The organism is Hymenobacter sp. BT559 (assembly GCF_017571525.1).
In the GTDB taxonomy this organism is placed as follows: Bacteria; Bacteroidota; Bacteroidia; order Cytophagales; family Hymenobacteraceae; genus Hymenobacter; species Hymenobacter ginsengisoli.
The window spans coordinates 69,757-93,129 of sequence record NZ_JAGETY010000011.1; the positions used below are offsets into that span (position 1 = coordinate 69,757).

Annotated in this window: 19 protein-coding genes; 15 read left to right on the forward strand and 4 right to left on the reverse strand. The window is 56.6% G+C overall.

Going from position 1 to position 23,373, the window contains the following annotated elements; translation table 11 throughout:
- Nucleotides 1-55: 55 nt before the first annotated feature.
- From J4D99_RS15435 to argB, 4 genes are all read right to left on the reverse strand, one after another.
- Nucleotides 56-3,499, reverse strand: coding sequence for a pyruvate carboxylase (locus J4D99_RS15435; protein ID WP_208132635.1), 3,444 nt, complete (start codon nucleotides 3,497-3,499; stop codon nucleotides 56-58).
- Nucleotides 3,500-3,572: 73 nt separating this feature from the next.
- Entirely contained in the window at nucleotides 3,573-4,985 is a 1,413-nt protein-coding gene (gene argH / locus J4D99_RS15440; protein ID WP_255555113.1) for an argininosuccinate lyase, read from the reverse strand.
- A 10-nt stretch (nucleotides 4,986-4,995) separates the two neighbouring features.
- Nucleotides 4,996-6,063, reverse strand: coding sequence for a M20 family metallo-hydrolase (locus tag J4D99_RS15445; RefSeq protein ID WP_208132637.1), 1,068 nt, complete (start codon nucleotides 6,061-6,063; stop codon nucleotides 4,996-4,998).
- The gene (gene argB, locus J4D99_RS15450; protein WP_208132638.1) at nucleotides 6,051-6,836 is read right to left on the reverse strand and encodes an acetylglutamate kinase; all 786 of its coding nucleotides are present in this window, start codon (nucleotides 6,834-6,836) and stop codon (nucleotides 6,051-6,053) included. The genes J4D99_RS15445 and argB overlap by 13 nt, the downstream gene beginning before the upstream one ends.
- A gap of 405 nt (nucleotides 6,837-7,241) precedes the next feature.
- Between argB and J4D99_RS15455 the strand changes: the two genes are divergently transcribed.
- From J4D99_RS15455 to ureC, 15 genes are all read left to right on the forward strand, one after another.
- Nucleotides 7,242-7,784, forward strand: coding sequence for a GNAT family N-acetyltransferase (locus J4D99_RS15455; RefSeq protein WP_208132639.1), 543 nt, complete (start codon nucleotides 7,242-7,244; stop codon nucleotides 7,782-7,784).
- A gap of 113 nt (nucleotides 7,785-7,897) precedes the next feature.
- Complete coding sequence (gene argG, locus J4D99_RS15460) at nucleotides 7,898-9,082, forward strand: argininosuccinate synthase (protein ID WP_208132640.1); 1,185 nt, start codon at nucleotides 7,898-7,900, stop codon at nucleotides 9,080-9,082.
- 183 nt (nucleotides 9,083-9,265) lie between these two features.
- Nucleotides 9,266-10,255, forward strand: coding sequence for an N-acetyl-gamma-glutamyl-phosphate reductase (gene argC, locus J4D99_RS15465; protein ID WP_208132641.1), 990 nt, complete (start codon nucleotides 9,266-9,268; stop codon nucleotides 10,253-10,255).
- A gap of 56 nt (nucleotides 10,256-10,311) precedes the next feature.
- Nucleotides 10,312-11,082: a hypothetical protein gene (locus J4D99_RS15470; protein WP_208132642.1), complete on the forward strand. Its 771-nt coding sequence runs from the start codon at nucleotides 10,312-10,314 to the stop codon at nucleotides 11,080-11,082.
- Nucleotides 11,083-11,117: 35 nt separating this feature from the next.
- Nucleotides 11,118-12,281, forward strand: coding sequence for an aspartate aminotransferase family protein (locus J4D99_RS15475; RefSeq protein ID WP_208132643.1), 1,164 nt, complete (start codon nucleotides 11,118-11,120; stop codon nucleotides 12,279-12,281).
- A gap of 71 nt (nucleotides 12,282-12,352) precedes the next feature.
- Nucleotides 12,353-13,456: a glutamine-hydrolyzing carbamoyl-phosphate synthase small subunit gene (gene carA / locus J4D99_RS15480; protein WP_208132644.1), complete on the forward strand. Its 1,104-nt coding sequence runs from the start codon at nucleotides 12,353-12,355 to the stop codon at nucleotides 13,454-13,456.
- Between the two features lies 1 nt (nucleotide 13,457).
- Complete coding sequence (locus J4D99_RS15485; protein ID WP_208132645.1) at nucleotides 13,458-13,850, forward strand: hypothetical protein; 393 nt, start codon at nucleotides 13,458-13,460, stop codon at nucleotides 13,848-13,850.
- A 55-nt stretch (nucleotides 13,851-13,905) separates the two neighbouring features.
- Nucleotides 13,906-17,142 (forward strand): carbamoyl-phosphate synthase (glutamine-hydrolyzing) large subunit, encoded by a 3,237-nt coding sequence (gene carB / locus J4D99_RS15490; protein ID WP_208132646.1) that lies wholly within the window; start codon nucleotides 13,906-13,908, stop codon nucleotides 17,140-17,142.
- A 118-nt stretch (nucleotides 17,143-17,260) separates the two neighbouring features.
- Entirely contained in the window at nucleotides 17,261-18,205 is a 945-nt protein-coding gene (locus tag J4D99_RS15495; RefSeq protein WP_208132647.1) for a Rossmann-fold NAD(P)-binding domain-containing protein, read from the forward strand.
- Between the two features lie 45 nt (nucleotides 18,206-18,250).
- Nucleotides 18,251-18,742: a GNAT family N-acetyltransferase gene (locus J4D99_RS15500; protein WP_208132648.1), complete on the forward strand. Its 492-nt coding sequence runs from the start codon at nucleotides 18,251-18,253 to the stop codon at nucleotides 18,740-18,742.
- Between the two features lie 83 nt (nucleotides 18,743-18,825).
- Nucleotides 18,826-19,422: an urease accessory protein gene (locus J4D99_RS15505; protein ID WP_208132649.1), complete on the forward strand. Its 597-nt coding sequence runs from the start codon at nucleotides 18,826-18,828 to the stop codon at nucleotides 19,420-19,422.
- A 145-nt stretch (nucleotides 19,423-19,567) separates the two neighbouring features.
- Complete coding sequence (locus tag J4D99_RS15510) at nucleotides 19,568-20,296, forward strand: urease subunit beta (RefSeq protein ID WP_208132650.1); 729 nt, start codon at nucleotides 19,568-19,570, stop codon at nucleotides 20,294-20,296.
- Nucleotides 20,244-20,999 (forward strand): J domain-containing protein, encoded by a 756-nt coding sequence (locus tag J4D99_RS15515; protein WP_208132651.1) that lies wholly within the window; start codon nucleotides 20,244-20,246, stop codon nucleotides 20,997-20,999. Before J4D99_RS15510 ends, J4D99_RS15515 begins: the two co-directional genes overlap by 53 nt.
- 15 nt (nucleotides 21,000-21,014) lie before the next feature.
- The gene (locus J4D99_RS15520; protein WP_208132652.1) at nucleotides 21,015-21,548 is read left to right on the forward strand and encodes a hypothetical protein; all 534 of its coding nucleotides are present in this window, start codon (nucleotides 21,015-21,017) and stop codon (nucleotides 21,546-21,548) included.
- Between the two features lie 16 nt (nucleotides 21,549-21,564).
- A complete protein-coding gene (gene ureC, locus J4D99_RS15525) occupies nucleotides 21,565-23,286 on the forward strand; it encodes an urease subunit alpha (protein ID WP_208132653.1) in 1,722 nt (573 codons plus the stop codon).
- The last annotated feature ends 87 nt before the right edge of the window (nucleotides 23,287-23,373 follow it).

Here is a 23,373-nt window from a genome sequence, read left to right on the forward strand (position 1 = left end):
TACCGCCGGGGCGGGTGGGCCCTGGCCCACCCGCCCCGGCGGTAGCTAGCCTTTGCTAGGCCAGTGTCAGCACCAGGTCGTCGGCCTGCACGCGGGTGCCCGACCCGAGCGCTACCGCGCCTACCGTCAAGTCGTCGGGGGCGGTGATGGTGGTTTCCATCTTCATGGCCTCGATGACAAAGAGCGGGGTGTTTTTTGCCACTTGCTGGCCAGCTTCCACGAGCACCTTGCTGAGCAGCCCTTGCAGCGGGGCGGCTATTTGCTTGGGGTTGGCGCGGTCGGCCTTGGCGTTGTGCACGGTTTTCACTTCTACGTGCTGGTCGCGCACTTCGAGGTTACGCGTCTGCCCATTCAGGGTGAAGAACACCGTGCGCATGCCCTCCTCATTTACCGGGCCTATCGACTGCAGACGGATGATAATCGACTTGCCTCTGGCAATTTCGATGATGGTTTCCTCGCCTTCTTTCAGTCCGAAGAAAAAGACCGGCGTTTGAATGCGGCTAACATCGCCGTAGTTGAGCCGGAACTTCCAATACTCCTCAAATACCTTGGGGTAAAGCAGGCTCGATAGCAAATCGGTGAACTGCGCGCCGGGGTGGCTTTCCTGAAATGCGGCCCATTCTTTCTCAAAATCGATGGGCGCCAGGTGCTCATTGGGCCGGTCGGTAAAGGGCTTTTCTTCCTTGAGCACCGCTTTTTGCACCTCGGCCGGCCAGCCCCCTAGCGGCTGGCCAATATCGCCGCGCAGCAGCTCGCGCACCGACTCCGGAAAGCTCAGGCTCTCGCCCCGGCTCACTACTTCTTCGGGGCTTAATTTATTGGAAACCATGAACAACGCCAGGTCGCCTACTACTTTCGACGAGGGCGTTACTTTCGGAATATCGCCCAGCAGCTGGTTGGCGTCGTGAAAGCGGTGCTTCACCTCCTCAAACCGGTCGAGCAGGCCTAGCGCCGCCGCCTGGGGCCGCAGGTTAGAATACTGCCCGCCCGGAATCTCGTGCTCGTACACCTCGGCCGTGCCCGCCAGCAGGCCGCTTTCGAAGGGGTAGTACTGCTCGCGCAACGCCTCCCAATAGTCGCTGAATTCATTCAGGCTCTGCTGATTGAACTCGCGGTGGCGCGGCGAGTGGCGCAGCATTTCTACCGCCGAGTTAAAGTTGGGCTGCGAGGTAAGGCCCGAAAGGCCGCCCAGCGCCACGTCAACTACATTCACACCCGCCTCCACGGCTTTCAAATACGTAGCCGCTTGCAGGCTGCTCGTGTCGTGGGTGTGCAAATGAATGGGCAGCTTCACGGTGTCGCGCAGGGCCGGAATCAGCTCCTGCGCCGCATAGGGCTTCAGCAGGCCCGCCATGTCCTTGATGCAGAGGATGTGCGCGCCGGCATCTTCGAGCTGCTTGGCCAGGGTCAGGTAATACTGCAGGTTGTACTTGGGCCGGCTAGGGTCCAGAATATCGCCGGTGTAGCAGATACTGCCTTCGGCTAGCCCGGTGGTTTGCTTGCGCACAAACTGAATGCAGGCTTCCATACCCTTCATCCAGTTCAACGAGTCGAAAATGCGAAAAACGTCGATGCCCTTGGCGCCGGCCTCGGCCACAAAGCGTTCGGTCAGGTTATCGGGATAGGCCTTGTACCCCACCCCATTAGCGCCCCTGATGAGCATTTGCAGCAGAATATTGGGCACGGCCTCGCGCAGGCGGGTCAGCCGGGCCCAGGGGTCTTCGTGCAAAAAGCGCAGCGCCACGTCGAAGGTTGCGCCGCCCCACACTTCGAGCGAAAACGTCTGCGGGTGCTGCCGAGCGTAGCGGCCGGCCACCCGCAGCATGTCGATGGTGCGCATACGCGTGGCCAGCAGGCTCTGGTGGGCGTCGCGCAGCGTGGTGTCGGTGTAGTGAATGAGCGGCTCGGCTCGCAGCCATTCACCGAATTTTTCGGGGCCTAGCTCTTGTAGTTTTTGGCGGGTGCCGGGGGCGGGCGCCTGGCTGAGGTCGGCCTGGGGCAGCGGCGCTTTGCGCGGCTGGCGGCGCTCGTCCACGCGGCCGGCCACGTCGGGGTTGCCGTTCACTACCACCTCGCCTATGTAGTGCAGAAAGCGCGTGGCGCGGTCGAGCCGGGTCTTAAATTTCAGCAGGTCAGGATTATCCTTGATGAAATCGACGGTGGCGTGCCCGGCCTGAAACTCGGGGCTGCGCACAATATTCTGCAAAAACTGCATGTTCGTCTTTACCCCGCGCACCCGAAACTCGTCGAGGGTGCGCAGCATTTTCTGGGCCGCGCCCGCTAGGGTCGGCGCGTGGGCCGACACCTTGACAAGCAGCGAATCAAAGAACGGCGAGATAATCGCGCCCTGATACACCGAGCCCTGGTCGAGCCGAATGCCGAAGCCGCCCGCCGAGCGGTAGGCCACGATGGTGCCGTAGTCGGGCTTAAAGTCATTGGTGGCGTCTTCGGTGGTGATGCGGCATTGCACGGCCACGCCCATGCGCGGCACCGTCACGTCGGGCCCTAGCCCGATTTCGGGCGACTCGAGCGGGTAGCCTGAGGCGATATAAAGCTGGGTTTTGACGATATCGACGCCCGTTATCATCTCGGTCACGGTGTGCTCGACCTGAATGCGGGGGTTAACCTCAATAAAATAAATGCGGTCCAGCTCCGGGTTTACCAGAAACTCCACCGTGCCCACGTTGTCGTAGCCCACGGCCTTGCCGATTTGCAACGAATAGGCATACAGCCGCTGGCGCAATGATTCGGTCAAATCGACGGCCGGTGCTACCTCCACTACCTTCTGAAAGCGACGCTGCACCGAGCAGTCGCGCTCATAGAGGTGGGTGAGGTGGCCATGCTGGTCGCCCACCAGTTGCACCTCAATGTGCTTGGGCCGCTCCACAAATTTTTCCAGAAACACCGTGTCGTCGCCAAAGGCATTCTGGGCCTCGTTGCGGGCCTCGAAGAAGCCTTTGCGCAGCTGCTCATCATCGCGAATCACGCGCATGCCGCGACCGCCCCCCCCGCTAGCCGCCTTCAGCATCACGGGATAGCCAATACGGTGCGCCTCGGCCAAGGCCACGTCGATGTCGGTGAGGTCGGCCTCACTGCTTTCAATAAGTGGCACCTGGCACTTGAGCGCCACCTCTTTAGCGGCCACCTTGTCGCCGAGCGCCTCCATTACCTCGGGGCGCGGCCCCACGAAAATGATGCCTTCTTCGCGGCAGCGCCGGGCTAGGGTCGCATTTTCGCTCAAAAACCCGTAACCTGGGTGAATGGCGTCGGCCCCGTTTTCCTTGGCTACGCGAATAATGCCCTCTATGTCGAGGTAGGGCCGCAGCGGCTCATCGTCTCGGCCTATCTGATAAGCCTCATCGGCCTTGTAGCGGTGCAGTGAGTTGCGGTCCTCATAGGTATAAATGCCAACGGTTGACATACCTAGCTCGGTGGCGGCGCGAAACACGCGGATGGCTATTTCGCCGCGGTTGGCGACGAGCAGCTTCGTGATTTTCATACGGGTTTTGGTAGAAGTAGCGGCAGTTTGGCGGCTAAACTACGCCGCTGTCTGTCCCTTTCCTACCCCACCCCTAGCCCGCCGCCACCGGGCCAGCCCAGCTCAGGCGCTCGCGTGCCTGCCGCAAGCGCTCGCCCAGCTCGGCCAGCCCCGGCCGATGCACACTACCCAAGTGGCTGGCAGCAAACTCCTTATGCGGTACATACGTACCCGCATCTACCGCCTGGCCCACTTGCTTATACGCATCCCGGAAGGGCACCCCGCGCTGAATGAGCTGGTTGATATTCTCGACCGAAAAAATAGCTTCGTATTTCGGTTGGTCTATCACGCCCGGCACTACTTCCAGCACGGGCACCGCGAAAAGCAGAATGTCCAGAATATTAGCAAACTGCATCATAGGCCGAAATAATATTTCCTTCAAAATCTGAAAGTCGCGGTGGTACCCGCTGGGCAGATTATTAATCGTAAGGATAATATCGTTCGGCAAAGCTTGCAGACGGTTGCAATGCGCCCGCACCAGTTCGAATACGTCGGGGTTTTTCTTGTGCGGCATAATGCTGGAGCCCGTCGTAAACTCCTTGGGCAGCTTCACAAAGCCTAAATCCTGGCTGTTGTACAACACGAGGTCATAGGCCAGCTTGCTCAGCGTGCCCGCCACACTGGCAATGGCAAAAGCCAGCGTTTTCTCCGTTTTGCCGCGCAGCATCTGCGCCCCCACTGCACTGATGGCCACGTTGCCGAAGCCCATCTCGCGCGTCGTCTGCTCACGGTCGATGCCAAAGCTGCTGCCAAAGCCGGCCCCCGACCCTAGCGGATTGTGGTCGGCCACCGTGTGCGCAGCTTCCAGCAAGCTCATATCCAGCAGCAAATGCTCGGCGTAGGCCCCGAACCACAGCCCGAAGCTGCTGGGCATCGCCGCCTGAAAGTGCGTATAGCCCGGTAATAAGTCGTTTTTATATTTCTCGCCTTGCTGTATTAATAATTCGGCTAATTCCAGAATTTTTGCACCAATCCTTTCGGTATAATCCTTAATAAATAATTGAATGGCCGTCAGCACCTGGTCATTACGCGAGCGCGCCGTATGAATTTTTTTGCCTGCGTCGCCAAATTTCTCCGTTAAATAATACTCAATTTTTGAGTGTACGTCTTCAAATTCAGCTTCTATCTTAAACGTGCCGTTTTCGACCTGCGTCAGCAGCTCCTCGAGTCCTTGCAAAAGCTGGGCTTCTTCTTCCTTGGAGATTAAGCCAATGCTGGCCAGCATCTTGGCCTGCGCCTTTGAGGCCAGCATGTCGAATGGGGCCAGATACATATCCAGCTCCCGGTCTTGACCCACCGTAAACTGCTCGATTTTATCGTTAACCGAAAAGCCTTTTTCCCAGATTTTCATAACGCGGGGTTGCGCAAGGTTAAAAGAAGTTGCGCAAGGTTTTCTTAGCTGACAAGTAGTTGAGTAGAGGCTGCGAAACCTCCTTTGCCCTTGCAAAACCTTGCGCTTAAAATGTAAAGTCAGTCAGCAAATTAATGTAATCCGCAATGCCAGCGCGAATTTCACTCAGCAAAATATACTCATCCGGCGCGTGCGAGCGGGCACTGTCGCCGGGTCCCATTTTCAGGGTATTAAACCGCATTAACGCCTGGTCAGAAAGCGTGGGCGAGCCGTAGGTGCTTTTACCCATTTCAACGGCTTTACGTACCAGCGGATGGGCTAGCGAAATACCCGACGACTGCAAGTGCGTAGAGCGCGGCGTGATTTCGGCCTGTACATGCGCCCGCACCGTTGCCAGAATTTCTTCGTTAGAATAACATTCCGTAGGGCGCACATCGACCACGTAGCGGCATTCATCTGGCACTACATTATGCTGCGTGCCGGCAGCAATCTGGGTCACGGTCATTTTTACCGGCCCTAGCAGCGGCGAGACTTCCGGAAACTCGTAGCCGCGCAGCCACGCAATATCATCCAGGGCCTTATACAGCGCGTTGTCACCTTCGTTGCGCGCAGCATGGCCGGTGCGCCCGCGGGCCACACCATCGAGCACGAGCAGTCCTTTTTCAGCCACCGCCGCATTCATGCCGCTGGGTTCACCCACTATGCCCAGGTCAATCTTTCCTAATTCCGGCAAAATACTTTTAATACCATTAGCACCCGAAATTTCCTCTTCAGCCGTAATGGCGCAAATTAAATTAAACGCCGTAGTGCGGTCATTAAAATACCGAAAAGCAGCCAGCAAGCTCACCGCCGCCGCCCCAGCATCATTGCTACCCAGGCCAATTAATTTATCACCTTCCCGCACTGCCCCAAAAGGCGGGTACGTCCAGGCTACGCCCGGCTTTACGGTATCGTGGTGCGAATTAAGCAGGATAGTCGGCTTTTGCGGGTCAAAATCGCGGCTTACAGCCCACACATTATTACCCTGCCGCCGCGCAGGAATACCGTGCTGAGTTAAGAAATTCGCCAGAATATCAGCTGTGTCGGCTTCTTCGCGCGAAAATGACGGCGTTTGAATTAATTGACTTAATAACTCAATCGCTTCGTCACTAAGACGAGTAATTACTTCAGACATAACACCGTATGTAGGTCAGAGCCAATATTAAGGGCATGTCCAATAATTACTTTCCTGACTCCGCTATTCAGCGCCGCAAAGGCATTTTCCAGCTTGGGCAGCATGCCATCGGCAATAACTCCCTGCTGCTTAAGCACAGCATAGCTGTCCGAATTAATTTCGGCAATTACTGATTGCTCATTATTGATATCGCGCAGCACACCATTCTTCTCAAAGCAATAATGAAGAGTCACGTCAAACTCGCCAGCCAGGGCTACGGCTACCGCCGAGGCAATGGTATCGGCATTTGTATTTAATAAGTGCCCGCTCCCGTCGTGAATAATCGGACACAGCACTGGCGTAATACCAGCCTTAAGTAATTGCTGCAAAAAGGCAGCGTTCACGCTGGCGGAGGTCAAATCGCCCACAAAGCCATAGTCAATATCCTTTACCGGCCGCTTAGTACCCTGTAATACGTTGCCATCGGCCCCGCTCAGGCCCAGCGCATTCACGCCCAGCTGCTGCAGCGCAGCAACAACCTGCTTATTGGTTTTGCCGGCGTAAAACATCACGACAATATCGAGCGTTGCGGCATCTGTCACGCGGCGCCCGTTGATGAGCTGGGGCACCAGACCTAGCTCGCGCATCATGGTGCTAGCCCCTTTGCCTCCACCATGCACCAGCAGCTTGAGGCCGCTAGTGCCTGCCAACAGCTGCAGAAATTTACTTAGCTCGGCCGCATCATCAATAATACCGCCACCAATTTTATAAATCGTTATCTCTGTTTTGCTCATAATTACTTAATCGCTAGCTGCTGCCTACTAACGAAAAAAACTGCTCAGCCTATTGCAGGCAAAAGTAGGAACTTTTACCTTTGCGGCTCCATTATGGCCCCTGGTTTGCTAGTGCACTTACTAGCCCACGGCTCTTTCCTGCAATGACTTACTTGGCTCGCACCAATTTTCTGCTTTCCACCATGGCCCGCTTGGGCGTGGAAGGCGTGCGCCCCGTAGTTTGCGCATTGCTGCGACGACCCTAGCCGGCTTCAACTGCCGGGTGCTGGCTGCGAGCCAGCTTTGCTGAGCCACCTGTAAACGAGCTCGGCCACTTACCGATAGATTTCGGGTTTTCTGCCGCAACTCGCCGAGTCGAGGGCCGGTAAACTACGTTTCTCTCCTAAGTCTTTCCCTTCTACATAAATGACAATACGGGTTGCGACAGCAGCAGACACGCAGTATGCGGACCTGCTGTGTCAATGGTACATCGAATCGGCCAAGCAGCGGGGCACTGGCATCGCGAAGCGCGACCCCGAGTACGTGAAAGCTAAAATGGTGCAGGGCAACGCTGTAATCGCGTTTGTCGATGACGAGCTAGCCGGCTTCTGCTATATCGAGACCTTCGAGAGCGGCAAGTTTGTGGCCAACTCGGGCCTCGTGGTAAACACCGAGCTGCGTAAGCACGGCCTGGGCCGCGCCATCAAGCGCGAAGTGTTTCGGCTTTCGCGCACCAAGTATCCCGACGCCAGGATTTTCGGCATCACGACCAGCCTGGCCGTAATGAAAATCAACAGCGACTTGGGCTACAAGCCGGTCACGTTTTCCGAGCTAACCACTAGTGAAGACTTTTGGAAAGGCTGCAAGAGCTGCAAAAACTTCGGCATCCTAATGGAAAACGAGCGCAAAATGTGCTTGTGCACGGGCATGGTGTTCGACGATATCTCGGCGCCGCTGCCAGCGCGCTAGTCGCCTGAAGAGCCGACTAGCGGAAACTAACGCCCACTCGCAGCTCGACATTTAGTAGCTTTATACTCAACTACAACAACGACTAGCGGATGAGCAGTCCGTTTTAACAGGCCATGAAGAAAAAGGCAATTGTAGCGTACAGCGGCGGGCTCGACACGTCGTATTGCGTGGTGAACCTCTCGCGGGAGCACAACCTGGAGGTGCACACCGTTATCGTAAACTCGGGCGGTTTTTCGGCCGAAGAATTGGCAGCCATTGAGAAGCGCGCCTATGAGCTCGGCTCGGTGAAGCACGAGGTAATTGACATTACCCAGCGCTACTACCACGACTGCCTGCGCTACCTGCTGTTTGGCAACGTGCTGAAGAACGATACTTACCCGCTGAGTGTGAGTGCCGAGCGCATGTTTCAGGCCCTAGCCATTGCGGAGTATGCCAAGCGCGAAAACGCCGAATATATTGTGCACGGCAGCACCGGCGCCGGCAACGACCAGGTACGCTTCGACGTGGCCTTCGCCGTTATTTCCCCCACTACTGAGATTATCACGCCCATCCGCGACCAGAAGCTGTCGCGTCAGGCGGAGATACAATACCTGCAAGACCAGGGCTTTGAGATGAGCTGGGAGAAAGCCAAATACTCCATCAACCGGGGCATTTGGGGCACCAGCGTAGGCGGCGTCGAAACGCTGACCTCGCGCCAGGCGCTGCCTGAAAGTGCTTACCCTACCCAACTTTCTAAAACGGAGCCTAGCCAGCTGGAAATTACTTTCGAGCAAGGCGAGCCGGTAGCCCTCAACGGTCAGCGCATGGATGCTGTGTCGCTGATTCAGCAAGTAAATGATATTGCCGGCGCCTACGCCATTGGCCGCGATACGCACGTGGGCGATACCATCCTGGGTATCAAAGGCCGCGTGGGCTTTGAAGCGCCGGCTGCGCTGTTGCTCATTAAGGCGCACCACCTGCTGGAAAAGCACACGCTCTCGCGCTGGCAGCAGCTGCACAAGGAGCCGGTAGCTACCTGGTACGGCACGCTGCTGCACGAGGCGCAATACCTTGACCCCGCCATGCGCGATTTCGAGGCTTTCCTCCTGTCATCGCAAGCCCGCGTAACGGGCACGGTGTTCGTGGAGCTGCGCCCCTACCACTTCGAGCTGCTGGGTATCGAGTCGAAGTACGACATGATGCAATCGAAGGTGGCGACTTACGGTGAGGAAAACAACGCCTGGGATTCGCGTGATGCTCGCGGTTTTATTAAAATCTTCGGTAACCAGTTGAAGATTCACGCTTCGCTGGAGGACTAGCTTGGCGTAGCGCCTCACCCCTAGCCCCTCTCCGAAAAGGAGAGGGGGACTAGCGCTAGTTTTTAGTGTTAGTTTTTTAGCTCTTGCTTTCCGCGTTCGCGCCGCCGTGGCTCCCCCGAAAAATGCTTTTGACGCATTTCCTTTTTGGAGAGGGGGCCGGGGGGTGAGGCGCCCCGCCAGAATATGCAAAACCAAAAAATCAACGTCGGTATCGTAGGCGGCGCGGGCTACACGGCCGGCGAGCTAGTGCGGCTGCTGCTGCATCACCCTCACGCCGAAATCGGCGCGGTAGTAAGCTCGACGCAGGCCGGGCAGCCCATCCACACCGTGCACGACGATTTGCTGGGCGATACCGACCTAGCATTTGCCAGCGAGTTGGTTGGCAACGAGGACGTAATATTCCTGTGCCTCGGCCACGGCAACTCGCGCAAGTGGCTGCTCGAAGCCAACCTGCCCGCCAGCACCAAAGTCATTGACCTAAGCAATGATTTCCGCCTGGCGGCCGACCGCGACGTAGCCGGCCGGCACTTCGTGTACGGCCTGCCCGAAGCCAACCGCGAGCAGATTCGCACGGCCGACAGCATCGCCAATCCCGGCTGCTTTGCCTCAGCCATTCAGCTGGCGCTGCTGCCGCTGGCCGCCGCCGGGCAGCTGATGGATGCCGTGCACGTGTCGGCCATCACGGGCAGCACGGGCGCGGGGCGCGGCCTGGTCGAAACCACCGGCTACACCTGGCGCACCGGTAACATCTCGACCTATAAAACCTTCACGCACCAGCACCTGGGCGAGATTGGCGAAACACTGGTTGGCTTGCAACCCGTATTCAATCAGCCAGTTCGCTTCATTCCTTACCGGGGCAATTTCACGCGGGGCATCTTCGCTTCGGTTTATACCACTTGCGAACTTTTAATACCCGAAGTACAAAAGCTGTACTCCGACTACTACCGCGACGCGCCATTCACGATTGTGTCGGACAAGGAAATTCACCTCAAGCAAGTGGTGAACACCAATAAATGCCTGGTCCACGTGGCCAAGCACGACGACCAAGTGCTTATCACTACGGCGCTCGACAACCTGCTGAAAGGCGCGTCGGGGCAGGCTATTCAGAATATGAACCTGCTATTCGGCTTCGAGGAAACGGCGGGCCTAGGGATAAAGGCTTCGTTTTTTTAAGGTAAATTTTATTTGGCAATTATTTTATGAGCCTCAAACTTTAAGAGTTCTTCACTATGAATGACGGCATCAAAAAAATATACCTAGGCCTGCCTGAACATATTGCTTCTAAAGCCTTGTGGATTGAACGTCAATTTAGAGTAAATGAACTTTCTTACCAACCAGGAGGACATGATATTGTAATTGAGTATAACTCAGGAAATGTCTTTGTCTATGACTGGATAAAGAGGCCAAGTTACTATATATCTAAAGTCCTGGCAAACGAAGCTCGCGAAGCAGATATGGATTTCGACTTTCAAGATGACACAACTATTCTAGAAGTATCCAAGAAGCTCATTAAATCGGCCTACTGCAAATACTATAGCCGCCAGGAGGAATCTCAGGACATATTCTTCGAAAAAGTATGGGATGTTACAACCGCTAGTATTTCGGTAGTAGAGGCACTAAAAAAATATGAGAATGAGGTATCTTACCATCTTTCAAATAGCCATTCTGAAAGTCAGCATTCAAGCCAAGAGGAAGAAGAAAGAATTCGTATTTTCCTAAACAGACATTATTCAGAAAGCGAAACCCCATACCATGATATTGCTTTGATGTATGAGAATGAATACAAAAACAGCAATAAGGCACTAAAGTATTACAAGAAAGCTCTTGCTTTTCACGAAATTATTTGTGAAAAATACGAAAAAGAAAATCCATGGCGAGAAAGAATACGAAATAGAAAGTTATACGAAAAAGACCATGTGTGGCATATAAAATTGATAGAGAAAATACGTAATTTACGCGAAAAAATTGACGATTTGGGAGGTAATGACCTGCCATTTTAGCAGATATTTTACCAAAGAATCAACCAATCAAAACCATGAATCTCTTCAACGTTTATCCGCTGGTTGACATCACGCCGGTGCGGGCGCTGGGCGCGACGCTGTGGGACGACCAGGGCCAGCAGTACCTGGATTTTTACGGCGGCCACGCCGTTATTTCCATCGGCCATAGCCACCCGCACTACGTGCAGCGCCTCAGCGAGCAGCTGCAAAACATTGGCTTCTACTCCAACTCGGTGCAGATTCCGATTCAGCGCGAGCTGGCCGAGAAGCTGGGTGAGGTGTCGGGCTACCCCGAGTACGCGCTGTTTCTGTGCAACTCGGGCGCCGAAGCCAACGAGAATGCGATGAAGCTGGCGTCGTTCCACACCGGCAAGACGCGCGTGCTGGCCTTCAAGGGCGCGTTTCACGGGCGTACGAGCGGCGCGGTGGCCGCCACTGACAACCCCAAAATTGTGGCGCCCTTCAACGCCGGGCACGCCGTTTCCTTCCTGGAATACGACCTAGCGGCCGTGGAGCAGGCGCTGCAAGCTGGCGACGTGTGTGCGGCCATCATCGAGCCGATTCAGGGCGTGGGCGGCATCATCATGCCCTCCCATGACTTTTTGCGCGGGCTAGCGGCGCTGTGCCAGCAGTACGGTGCGCTGCTCATCGCCGACGAGGTGCAGTGCGGCTACGGCCGCAGCGGCAAGTTTTTTGCCCACCAGTGGGCCGGCATCCAGCCCGACGTTATCTCGGTGGCCAAGGGCATGGGCAACGGCTTTCCCATCGGCGGCATCCTCATCGCGCCGCACCTGAAGGCTTCTTACGGGCTGCTAGGCACCACGTTTGGCGGCAACCACCTGGCTTGCGCCGCCGCCCTGGCCGTGCTCGAAGTTATTGAGCAAGAGCACCTCGTGGAGCACGCGCGCACCCTAGGCGACTACCTCCGCACCGAGCTGCTGGCCCACGCCGGGGCCGAAGAAATTCGCGGCCGCGGCCTGATGATTGGAGTCAAGTACGACTTCCCCGTGAAGGACGTGCGCGACAAGCTGCTCACCGAGCACCACATTTTCGTGGGCAACGCCTCCGACCCTACGGTGCTGCGTTTGTTGCCGCCCTTGAACATAACCAAGGCCGAGGTTGACGTATTTTTGCAGGCGCTGTATGCCCTCACCGAAAAAGCGGTGACCGTTATTCAGGAGCCTAGCGCGCTGGACTAACGGGGCAGGCACTGGCCGAGTGGCTTTGTTTTTCTTACCCTTACATACCTGACAGGCATTTAGTTAGCACAGTGGAAAACTCGAAAACAGTAAAACTCATCCTCGAAGACGGCACCGAGATTCAGGGCCAATCGTTTGGCGCGTATAGCTCGGTGGCGGGCGAAGTCGTGTTCAGCACGGCCATGACGGGCTATCCCGAAAACCTCACCGACCCCTCCTTTGCGGGTCAGATTCTGGTGCTCACCTACCCCATCGTGGGCAACTACGGCGTGCCCGGCGAGGATTTGTACGAGTCGATTTCGAAGATTTTCGAGTCCGACAAAATCCACATTGCTGGGCTGGTCGTGAACTACTACTCGGAAGAGCACAGCCACTGGAACGCCGCCAAGAGCCTGGGCGACTGGCTGAAAGAGTACAACATCCCCGGCATTGCGGGCGTGGACACGCGCATGCTCACCAAGATTTTGCGCGAGAAAGGCGCCATGCTGGGCAAAATCGTGGCCGAGGAAGACGTGCCCCTGCACGACCCCAACCTCGACAACCTGGTAGCCCAGGTGAGCGCGCCCGGCGTGGAGCACTACGGCAGCGGCCAGCACAAAATCGTGCTCGTGGACTGCGGCACCAAAACCAACATCATCCGCTGCTTCCTGGAGCGCGACGTGGAGCTGATTCGGGTACCCTGGGACTACGACTACAGCCAGCTCGACTACGACGGCCTGTTCCTGAGCAACGGCCCCGGCGACCCCAAAATGTGCGATGCCACCATCAAGCACCTGCAACACGCCTTGCAGCAGGACAAGCCGATTTTCGGCATCTGCCTCGGCTCGCAGCTCATGGGCCTGGCGGCGGGCGGCGACACCTTCAAGCTGAAGTACGGCCACCGCAGCCACAATCAGCCCGTGCGCCTGGCCGGCACGCAGCGCAGCTACATCACCAGCCAAAATCACGGCTTCGCCGTCGATACCGACACGCTCCCCGCCGAGTGGGAAATGCTCTTTGAGAACCTCAACGATGGCACCTGCGAAGGCATCAAGCACAAGACCAAGCCTTTCTTCTCCACGCAATTCCACCCGGAGGCCGCCGGCGGCCCGCAGGACACGGAGTTCATGTTCGATGATTTTATCGAAGCAGTTAAGAAGCATAAGGCAACTAAAGCTAGTTGCCTTATTTTTTGACATGTGGCATAAGAAAAAACGATTTAAGAAACGTATTTCTGATGGGTACAACACCCAGAAACAAGAACGTGCAGAAGCGCTCAAAATCGTTTTAGTAATTGTCACATCAATTGCCTTTCTGTATTACATCTCAGGAAAATATGCCGAGTACGAAATCAGGAATATTCTGGAAGACCCTGCATATGCAACCGGAGAGATTATGCACGTCAGAAGCGATGCATATGTCGTCGTAGAATTTAAAGCGGCAGGCAGTGTCTATTCATTTAGACGCCGAGTACCAAGAGAAGTATTAAGCGACTACGTAGTTAATGACACAATAGCAGTCATTTACGCTCGGACTGACCCTGACAATGCAGCCTTCAAAAAAGGCTTTGCCCAGCTCTTACATCACTAAATAATTTTCTTACTAGCGAGAATAGTTGAAAGCTTTCTTTCAGCCCACACGATAGATGAACAAACCCACTAAAGTTCTTATCCTCGGTTCCGGCGCACTGAAAATCGGGGAGGCCGGCGAATTTGATTATTCTGGCTCGCAGGCCCTGAAGGCGCTGAAAGAGGAAGGCATCCGCACCATCCTCATCAACCCCAACATCGCCACCGTGCAAACCTCGGAGGGCATGGCCGACGACGTGTATTTCCTGCCCGTGACGCCCTACTTCGTGGAGGAAGTCATCAAGAAGGAGAAGCCCGACGGCATTCTGGTGGCGTTTGGCGGCCAAACGGCGCTCAACTGCGCGGTAGCGCTGTACCGGGCCGGCGTGTTTGAGAAATACAACCTGCCGGTGCTCGGCACGCCGGTGCAGTCGATTATCGACACCGAGGACCGCGATATTTTCAAGGAGAAGCTCGACCAGATTGGCGTGCTCACGGCCCGCAGCGTGGCCGTGACGACGATGGAGGACGCCCTAGCGGCCGGCGAAAAAATCGGTTTCCCGATTATTGTGCGCGCGGCCTTCGCCCTAGGGGGCCTGGGTAGCGGCTTTGCCAATAACATGGACGAGCTGCGGGCGCTGGCCGAGAAGGCCTTCACGACTTCCGACCAGATTCTGGTGGAAGAATCGCTGAAGGGCTGGAAGGAAGTGGAGTACGAAGTGGTGCGCGATGCTTACGATAACTGCATCACGGTCTGCAACATGGAGAACTTCGACCCCATCGGCATCCACACCGGCGAGAGCATCGTGGTTGCCCCGTCGCAGACGCTCAGCAACCGTGAGTACCACAAGCTGCGCTCGATTGGCATCAAGACCATCCGGCACCTGGGCATCGTGGGTGAGTGCAACATTCAGTACGCGCTCGACCCGGTTTCGGAAGACTACCGCGTGATTGAGGTGAACGCCCGCCTGTCGCGCTCGTCGGCGCTAGCCTCTAAGGCCACGGGCTACCCGCTGGCCTTCGTGGCCGCCAAGCTCAGCCTGGGCTACTCGCTGGCCGAGCTAAAAAACAGCGTAACGCAGACCACGACGGCGTTTTTTGAGCCGGCGCTCGACTACGTGGTGGTGAAGCTGCCGCGCTGGGACCTAGGCAAATTCGCGGGCGTGCAGCGGCAGATTGGCTCGGCCATGAAGAGCGTGGGCGAGGTAATGGCCATTGGCAAGTCGTTTGAGGAAGCCATTCAGAAGGGCCTGCGGATGCTGGACACCGGCAAGCGCGGTTTCGTGGGCAACGCGCCCGATGCGGCTGACAACGAAACCATTGACCGCCTGCTGAGCGAGCCCAACGAGGAGCGCATTTTCGCCATCAACCAAGCGTTTGAATCTGGCTACACCTTGGACAAGGTGCATGAGCTGACCAAAATCGACCATTGGTTTTTGCAGCGTCTGTACGTCATTTTTGAGCTTGGTCAGCGATTGGCTGGTCAGCGCGAGCAGGGCTTGGCAGGCTTAGAAACCAGCCTGCTGCGCGAAGCCAAGAAGGCCGGTTTTTCGGACCAACAGCTCGCCGTGCAGCTACTCGGCGCGGGCGACGTGAAGGCTGACGAACTGCGCGTGCGGGCACATCGCAAGGCCCTAGGGGTGCTGCCGGTGGTAAAGCAGATTGATACGCTGGCCGCCGAGTTTCCGGCCAAGACGAACTACCTGTACCTCACCTACCACGGCACCGAAAACGACCTCGCGCCCGAAACCGAGAAGTCGATTGCCGTGCTGGGCTCGGGTGTGTATCGCATCGGCTCGTCGGTAGAGTTTGACTGGTGCGGCGTGAATGCCGTGCAAACAGCCGCTGCTGAGGGCTACAAAACGCTCATCATCAACTACAATCCGGAAACTGTCTCGACCGACTATGACGTGAGCGACCGCCTCTACTTCGAGGAGCTGAGCTACGAGCGGGTGATGGACATTCTCGACTTTGAGAAGCCAACGGGCGTGATTCTGAGCACCGGTGGGCAGATTCCGAACAACCTGGCCACTCGCCTCGATGAAGCCGGCGCGCCTATCCTGGGCACCTCGGCCGCTAGCATCGACATGGCCGAAAACCGCCACAAGTTCTCGAGCATCATGGACGAGCTGGGCATCGAGCAGCCCCGCTGGAACGAGCTGACCTCTTTAGAAGCCATGCACGCCTTCGTGGGCGAGGTGGGCTACCCGGTGCTCATCCGGCCGAGCTACGTGCTGTCAGGCGCGGCCATGAACGTGGTATCGAACCGGCAGGAACTGGAAGAATTCCTGCAAACGGCTGTCGAGGTGAGCGCCGAGTACCCGGTAGTGGTTTCGGAATTTATTCAGGAAGCCAAGGAGATAGAGCTGGATGCGGTGGCCAACCACGGCGAAATTGTGAGCTACGCCATATCGGAGCACGTCGAGTTTGCCGGGGTTCACTCGGGCGACGCCACCATGTACTACCCCCCGCAGCGGGTGTACGTGGGCACCATCCGCAAGCTCAAGAACATCGCCGAGAAAATTGCCCGCCGCTACGACATTAGCGGTCCGTTCAATATTCAATTCTTGGAAAAAAACGGCGTGATTCGGGTAATCGAGTGCAACATCCGCGCTTCGCGTAGCTACCCCTTCGTATCGAAGATTTCCGGCAACAACTTGGTTACCAAAGCCACGCAGGTGCTGCTTGGTAAGAAGGATATCGTCCGCGACGACAGCGAGCGCGTGTACGACCTGCCCTTTGTGGGCGTGAAGGCCCCGCAATTCTCTTTCACCCGCCTGCCAGGTGCTGACCCGGTGCTGCGCGTGGATATGGTAAGCACGGGCGAAGTAGGCTGCTTGGGCGATACCGCCGAGGAGGCCCTGCTAAAGTCGATGCTGAGCGTGGGCTACAAAATCCCGCAGAAATCGGTACTCATTTCGGGCGGCCCCATCAAGTCGAAGGTGGCCCTGCTCTCGGCCGCCGAGTTGCTGGTGAAAAAGGGCTACCAGGTTTACGCTACGCAAGGCACGCACCGCTTCTTCGCCGAGAACAAAGTGCCTAGCAGCCTGCTCTTCTGGCCCGACGACCACCAGGAGCCTAACGTGCTGACTTATCTGCGCGAGAAGAAAATCGACTTGGTTATCAACGTGCCTAAAAACCTGTCGAAGGGCGAGCTGGATAACGACTATAAAATCCGCCGCACTGCCACTGACTTCGGCGTCCCGCTGCTGACCAATGCGCGCCTAGCCTCGAAATTTATCCGGGCCTTCTGCTCGCTGGAGATGAAGGACTTGAAGATTAAGAGCTGGAACGAGTACAAGGCGATGTCATAGCCGCGGCGGTTCTACTTAGCTAGCGTAAGGTGGCAAGGTGCAAAGCTGATTGGCTTTGCACCTTGTTTTTTTGCAGTTGACTTTACTTATTCGCGAACTACATGCTTCGCGCTATTCTATGAAGAACTTCCTCTCCTTCGCCGATGCCGGCGATTATAAAGCGCTCCTAAGGCAAGCCCTTGAAATCAAGAAAAATCCCTACGGCTATCAGCACGTGGGCAAGAACAAAACCGTGGGCTTGATATTTTTCAACCCCAGCCTGCGCACCCGCCTCAGCAGCCTGAAGGCCGCTTACAACCTGGGTGCGCAAGCCTGGGTGCTGAACGCCGGAGCCGACTCGTGGACGCTCGAAATGGCCGACGGCGCCGTAATGAATGGCTCGACGCAGGAGCATATCAAGGACGCCATCGCGGTGATGAGCCAGTATTGCGACGTGCTAGGGGTGCGCACTTTCCCCACGCTGAAAGACAAGGAAGCCGACTACAGCGAGGAGGTAATGAGCAAGATTCTGCAATACGCCACGGTGCCAGTAATCAGCCTGGAAAGCGCCACGCTGCACCCTTTGCAGTCGTTTGCCGACCTCATTACGGTAGCTGAAACCAAGAAAAAGGAGCGCGTGAAAGTGGTGCTCACCTGGGCGCCACACGTGCGTGCCCTGCCGCAGTGCGTGCCCAACTCGTTTGCCGACTGGTTTTCAGAAATTGACTGGGTGGATTTCGTTATCACCCACCCGCACGGCTACGAGTTGGACCCCAAGTTCACGAAAGGCGCCACCATTGAGTACGACCAGCGCAAGGCCCTGGAAGGCGCCGACTACGTGCAGGCCAAAAACTGGAGCAGCTACCGCGACTACGGCCAGGTGCTCAGCAACGACCCTAGCTGGATGCTCACGAGCGAGCACATGCGCCTCACCGACGATGCCAAGTTCATTCACTGCCTGCCCGTGCGGCGCAACGTGGAGGTATCCGACGAAGTGCTCGACGCGCCGGGCTCGCTCATCATTCAGGAGGCGGGTAATCGGACGTTCTCGATGCAGACGGTGCTCCACGAGCTGTTGAAATAATCGACCTGACGGGCGAGGTAAACCTAAGCCAGCATTACCTTATTCATGAGTTCCACCATCACCATCCGTCCCATCGCGCCCGGCGATAATGCGGCGCTGGCCCGCGCCGTGCGCGACACCCTAGCTGAATTTGGCGCTGCCAAACCCGGCACCGCCTACTACGACGAGGCTACCGACCACCTCTACGAGCTATTTAGCCAAACGCCCCGCAGCGCCTACTTTGTGGCCGAAGACAACGGCGAGGTGCTGGGTGGCGGCGGCATCTTTCCCACCGCCAACCTGCCCGCCGATACCGTGGAGCTGGTGAAGCTTTACCTGCTACCCGCCGCCAGGGGCCGGGGCGTGGGCAAGGCCCTGATTACGCACTGCTTTGAAGCGGCCCGCGCCAACGGCTACGCGCGCATCTACCTCGAAACTACCGAGGAGCTAACGCAGGCCATTCCGCTGTATGAGAAGCTGGGCTTCACGTATTTGCCCGCCGCGCTGGGCGACAGCGGCCATTTCGGCTGCCAGATTTGGATGGTTAAGTCCGTCTGATTTGCCGCTGCGCTTGGAATAATTCGCCTGTTGTGCTTAGCTAGCATTTGCTTGCGCCGCACGGCAGGCGCTTTTTTGTAGTGATGCAGCCTCTTATTCCTATTTTATTCGCGGCCGTAGTCGGCATGGGGCACGCCTTCGAGCCCGACCACCTGTTGGCCGTGAGCACGCTCGTTACGCGCCACGACCGGCTAGGGCCGGCCCTGCGCGACGGGCTATTTTGGGGCCTGGGGCACACCACCATGCTGGTGTTGTTCGGGTCAGTTATCATCTTCAGCCGGGCTACCTGGCTGCACTCGGGCTACTTTGAAGCGGCGGTGGGCGTCATGCTTATCGGGCTGGGCATTAGCCGGCTACTGGACAGAAACTCGTATCAGTCATTGCAGAAGCCCAAGCAGGCGGGCTTTGCCTACACTGTGGGGCTGGTGCACGGGCTAGCGGGCGGCGGCGCGCTGGTGCTGGCGGTGCTGGGGGCCATTCCGCAGCCTGCGTGGGCGGTGGCGTACATCCTGGTGTTTGGGCTAGGGTCGGTGCTGGGCATGCTAGCCGCTGTAAGCCTCATGCACCTGCCTTTCACCCAGCGCATGCGGCTAGGCAAGCGGCTGCGGGCTAGCACCGTGGTGCTGTCGTCGGCGCTGAGCGTAGGCTATGGCGGCTGGCTGGTGTGGGCGCATGTGTGATGTAGCGTGGACTCTGCGAGTCCGCGTGCGAGCGTAGCGAGTAGCTCGCGTTAGGTGTCGTCCAGTGCTTACTGCTCGCTTTGCTCTCTTGCGGGCTAGCAGAGTCCGCGCTACATTCCTACATTCGCAATTCAACCCTAGCGCCATGCACCTCGCCCCCAAAGACCTCGACAAACTCGTGCTGCACCAGGCCGGCGTAGTGGCCCAGAAACGCTACGCCCGCGGCCTGCGCCTCAACTACCCCGAGGCCGCCGCCCTGCTCGCCACCCAGCTGCTGGAGTTTATCCGCGACGGCGAATCGGTGGCCGCGCTCATGGACAAGGGCAAGCAGCTCCTGGGCTTCGCCGACGTGCTGGAGGGCGTGGCCGAGCTGCTAGCCGAGGTGCAGGTAGAAGGCACCTTCCCCGACGGCACCAAGCTCGTGACCGTGCACCAGCCCATTTGCCGCGAGCACGGCGCGCCCGAGCTGGCCCTCTACGGCAGCGGGCTGAGCCGGGTGGCCCCTAGCACCGCGCCGCCCGCGCCCGCCGTGGTGCCCGGCGAGTACCTGCTGGCCGATGGCGACTTGATTCTCAACGACAACCGCGAAGTAATTGAGCTAGAGGTGCTCAACCGGGGCGACCGGCCGGTGCAGGTGGGCTCGCACTACCCCTTCTTCGAAACCAACGCGGGGCTAGACTTCGACCGGGCAGCGGCCTTTGGCTTCCGGCTCAACATCCCGGCCGGCACGGCGGTGCGCTTCGAGCCGGGCGAGCGCAAGCGCGTGCAGCTCGTAGCGCTGGCCGGCGAGCGCCGCGTGTACGGCGGCAACGGCTGGATAGATGGCCCGCTCGATGAAGCCGGCAAGCAGCAGGCGCTGGGGAAGCTGGGATAACTTTCTAATTATTCAGAGTATTTCGCCAAATAAAGTGGTTAACTATTACCAGGTTTTAGGCTTAACCCAAAACTGCACAACTGAAGATATTAAAAAAGCATACAAAACGTATGCTAAAAAGATGCACCCAGATTTGCATCTAAATGACATTTTCTTTAAAGAAAGGTTCCAAGAAGTTTTATTAGCTTATGAAACATTAGTTGACAGCCAGAAGAGAAGTAGATACGACAGAGAATTTTTCAATAATAAATCGCATAGCAATAAAACGTCTGAGTCTTCAAAAATCGAACGCTTTATTAACGAGCAACTCAAAAAACAACTTGCCGAAGAGCAAGACAAAGTTTTTCATCTAAGAAATTTACTTAATCAAGAGCGGGAAAAAATAGATTCTTTACAAACTCAGTATGAATATTTTAAAAGAAAATATTTAATCTTAGAAAAAAGCCATTCGGTTTTAGGAAAACGAGTTAAACGAAAAAATTATGCTAGAAGCGCATTAAAAAGCATCATTTTATTTTTTATAAATGTAATAAACTTTTTAAAGCGCAATAAAATACGCCTTTATATCTCAGGCGCAACTATTCTAGCATTATACTTTTCCTACGAACTACTCAAGCCTAAACCTGCTGAACTTGTCATAGGAACAGAATACCCTAAATTACGAGCTTTTGCGGCACAAGGTCAGTGGACTAAGATTATATAACGGGTAGATTCTTCGTTGCACTCTGGTAGCGCTATTGATACTTCAAAATCTTACATTTATGGTACTGCAAAAAATTACAAGACTCTTGAAAAGGCTGATTTAATATTTATGCGTGCTTATGCAAAGCATACAATTCAGAATGACACTGGTGCTACAAAAGACTACAATGAAGCAATTAGGATTAGGAAAAAGCCGGATAGCTGGGATTATACCTATCGTGGGCAGTTGATGCTGAAACTTGATAACAGAGCAGAGGCTTATGAAGATTTTAATCAATCGTTAGTGATAAATCCAGCTGACACGCAAGCAAGAAATCTACGCTATCACATGCTAGTCGATGACAGAAGATTTGACGAAGCTTTATCCGACGCCAGGGTGCTGCAACGCACGTTTCCTAATGATACAACAGCACTTTTGATGCTTGGAAATTGCCTTGATGATACGTCAAAAAAGGATTCTGCTTGTATAGTATGGAGCAGAGCTGTGGAGCTAGGTTCTCACTTAGCGTTATTTAATAAAAATCTACTTTGTAGATACAGGAATTATTAATCTTAATTAAAGTCCCATGTCCCTACCCCTTTCTCGACAGGCGTATGCTGCTATGTATGGCCCGACCGTGGGCGACCGAGTGCGCCTCGGTGATACCGAGTTGCTGATTGAGGTCGAGCGCGACTACTGCGTGTACGGCGAGGAATGCAAGTTTGGCGGCGGCAAAACCCTGCGCGATGGCATGGGGCAGGCGGCCGGCATCGGGCAGGCCGAGGCGCTCGACCTACTGATTACCAACGCGCTAGTGCTCGACTACACCGGCGTGTACAAGGCCGATGTTGGCATCAAGGGCGGGCGCATCGTGGGCATTGGTAAGGCGGGCAATCCGCACATCATGCCCGGCGTGGACCCGCGCCTGGTGGTGGGCGTGACCACCGAAGTGGTGGCCGGCGAGGGGCACATCCTCACGGCGGGCGGCATCGACTGCCACATCCACTTCATTTGCCCGCAGCAGATAACTGAGGCGCTGGCCTCGGGCGTGACCACGATGGTGGGCGGCGGCGCTGGTCCGGCCGCGGGCACCACGGCCACTACCTGCACGCCGGGCGCATTTTACATCGAAATGATGCTCAAGGCCACCGATGCCTTCCCCATGAATTTCGGCTTCCTAGGTAAGGGCAACTCCTCGAAGCCCGAGGGGCTAGCCGAGCAGGTAGAGGCCGGGGCGCTGGGCTTTAAGCTGCACGAAGACTGGGGCACTACTCCGGCCACAATTGATAACTGCCTGACTATCGCCGACAAGTATGATGTGCAGGTGTGCATCCACACCGATACGCTCAACGAGAGCGGCTTCGTCGAAAACTCGGTGACGGCCTTCAAGGGGCGCACCATCCACTCGTACCACACGGAGGGCGCGGGCGGCGGGCACGCGCCTGACATCATCAAGATTTGCGGCGAGCCCAACGTCATTCCGTCGAGCACTAACCCCACGCGGCCGTTTACGGTGAACACCATCGACGAGCACCTCGATATGCTGCTCGTATGCCACCACCTCGACAAGAATATCCCCGAGGACGTGGCCTTTGCCGAGAGCCGCATCCGCCCCGAAACCATTGCCGCCGAAGACATTCTGCACGACCTAGGTGCCCTGAGCATCATCAGCAGCGACTCGCAGGCCATGGGCCGGGTGGGCGAGGTCATCACCCGCACCTGGCAAACGGCCCACAAGATGCGCCAGCAGCGCGGCCCCCTACCCCAGGATGCCAACGCCCAGCGCCCCAACGACAACTTCCGCGCTCGCCGCTACGTGGCCAAGTACACCATCAACCCCGCCCGCGCCCACGGCATGGCCGACGAAATCGGCTCGGTTGAAATCGGTAAGCTGGCCGATTTAGTGCTCTGGAAACCCGCCCTATTCGGCTCGCGGCCGGAGATGATATTAAAAGGTGGCGTTATCGTGCAGGCCCAAATGGGCGACCCAAACGCCTCCATCCCAACGCCGCAGCCGTCGTTTTCGCGGCCCATGTTTGGGGCGTATGGCAAGGCTACCGGGCCGTGCTCGGTGGCCTTCGTGTCGGGTGCTTCGGTAGAGAAGGTTTCTTCCGAATATGGCCTAAGTAAGTGCGTGCTAGCGGTGAAAGGCTGCCGCACGGTGGCCAAGAAAGACATGGCCCTAAACGACTATCTACCCAATATCTCGGTGGACCCGGAGACGTACCGCGTGATGGTTGATGGCGTGCATCTGACGTGCGAGCCGGCGCAGACGCTGCCGCTGGCGCAGCTGTATAACTTGTTCTAGCGTTAAACCTCACCCCCCGGCCCCCTCTCCCCAAGGAGAGGGGGCCGGGGGGTGAGGTCAATCGCCCGGTAAAACACTGCCCTAGCA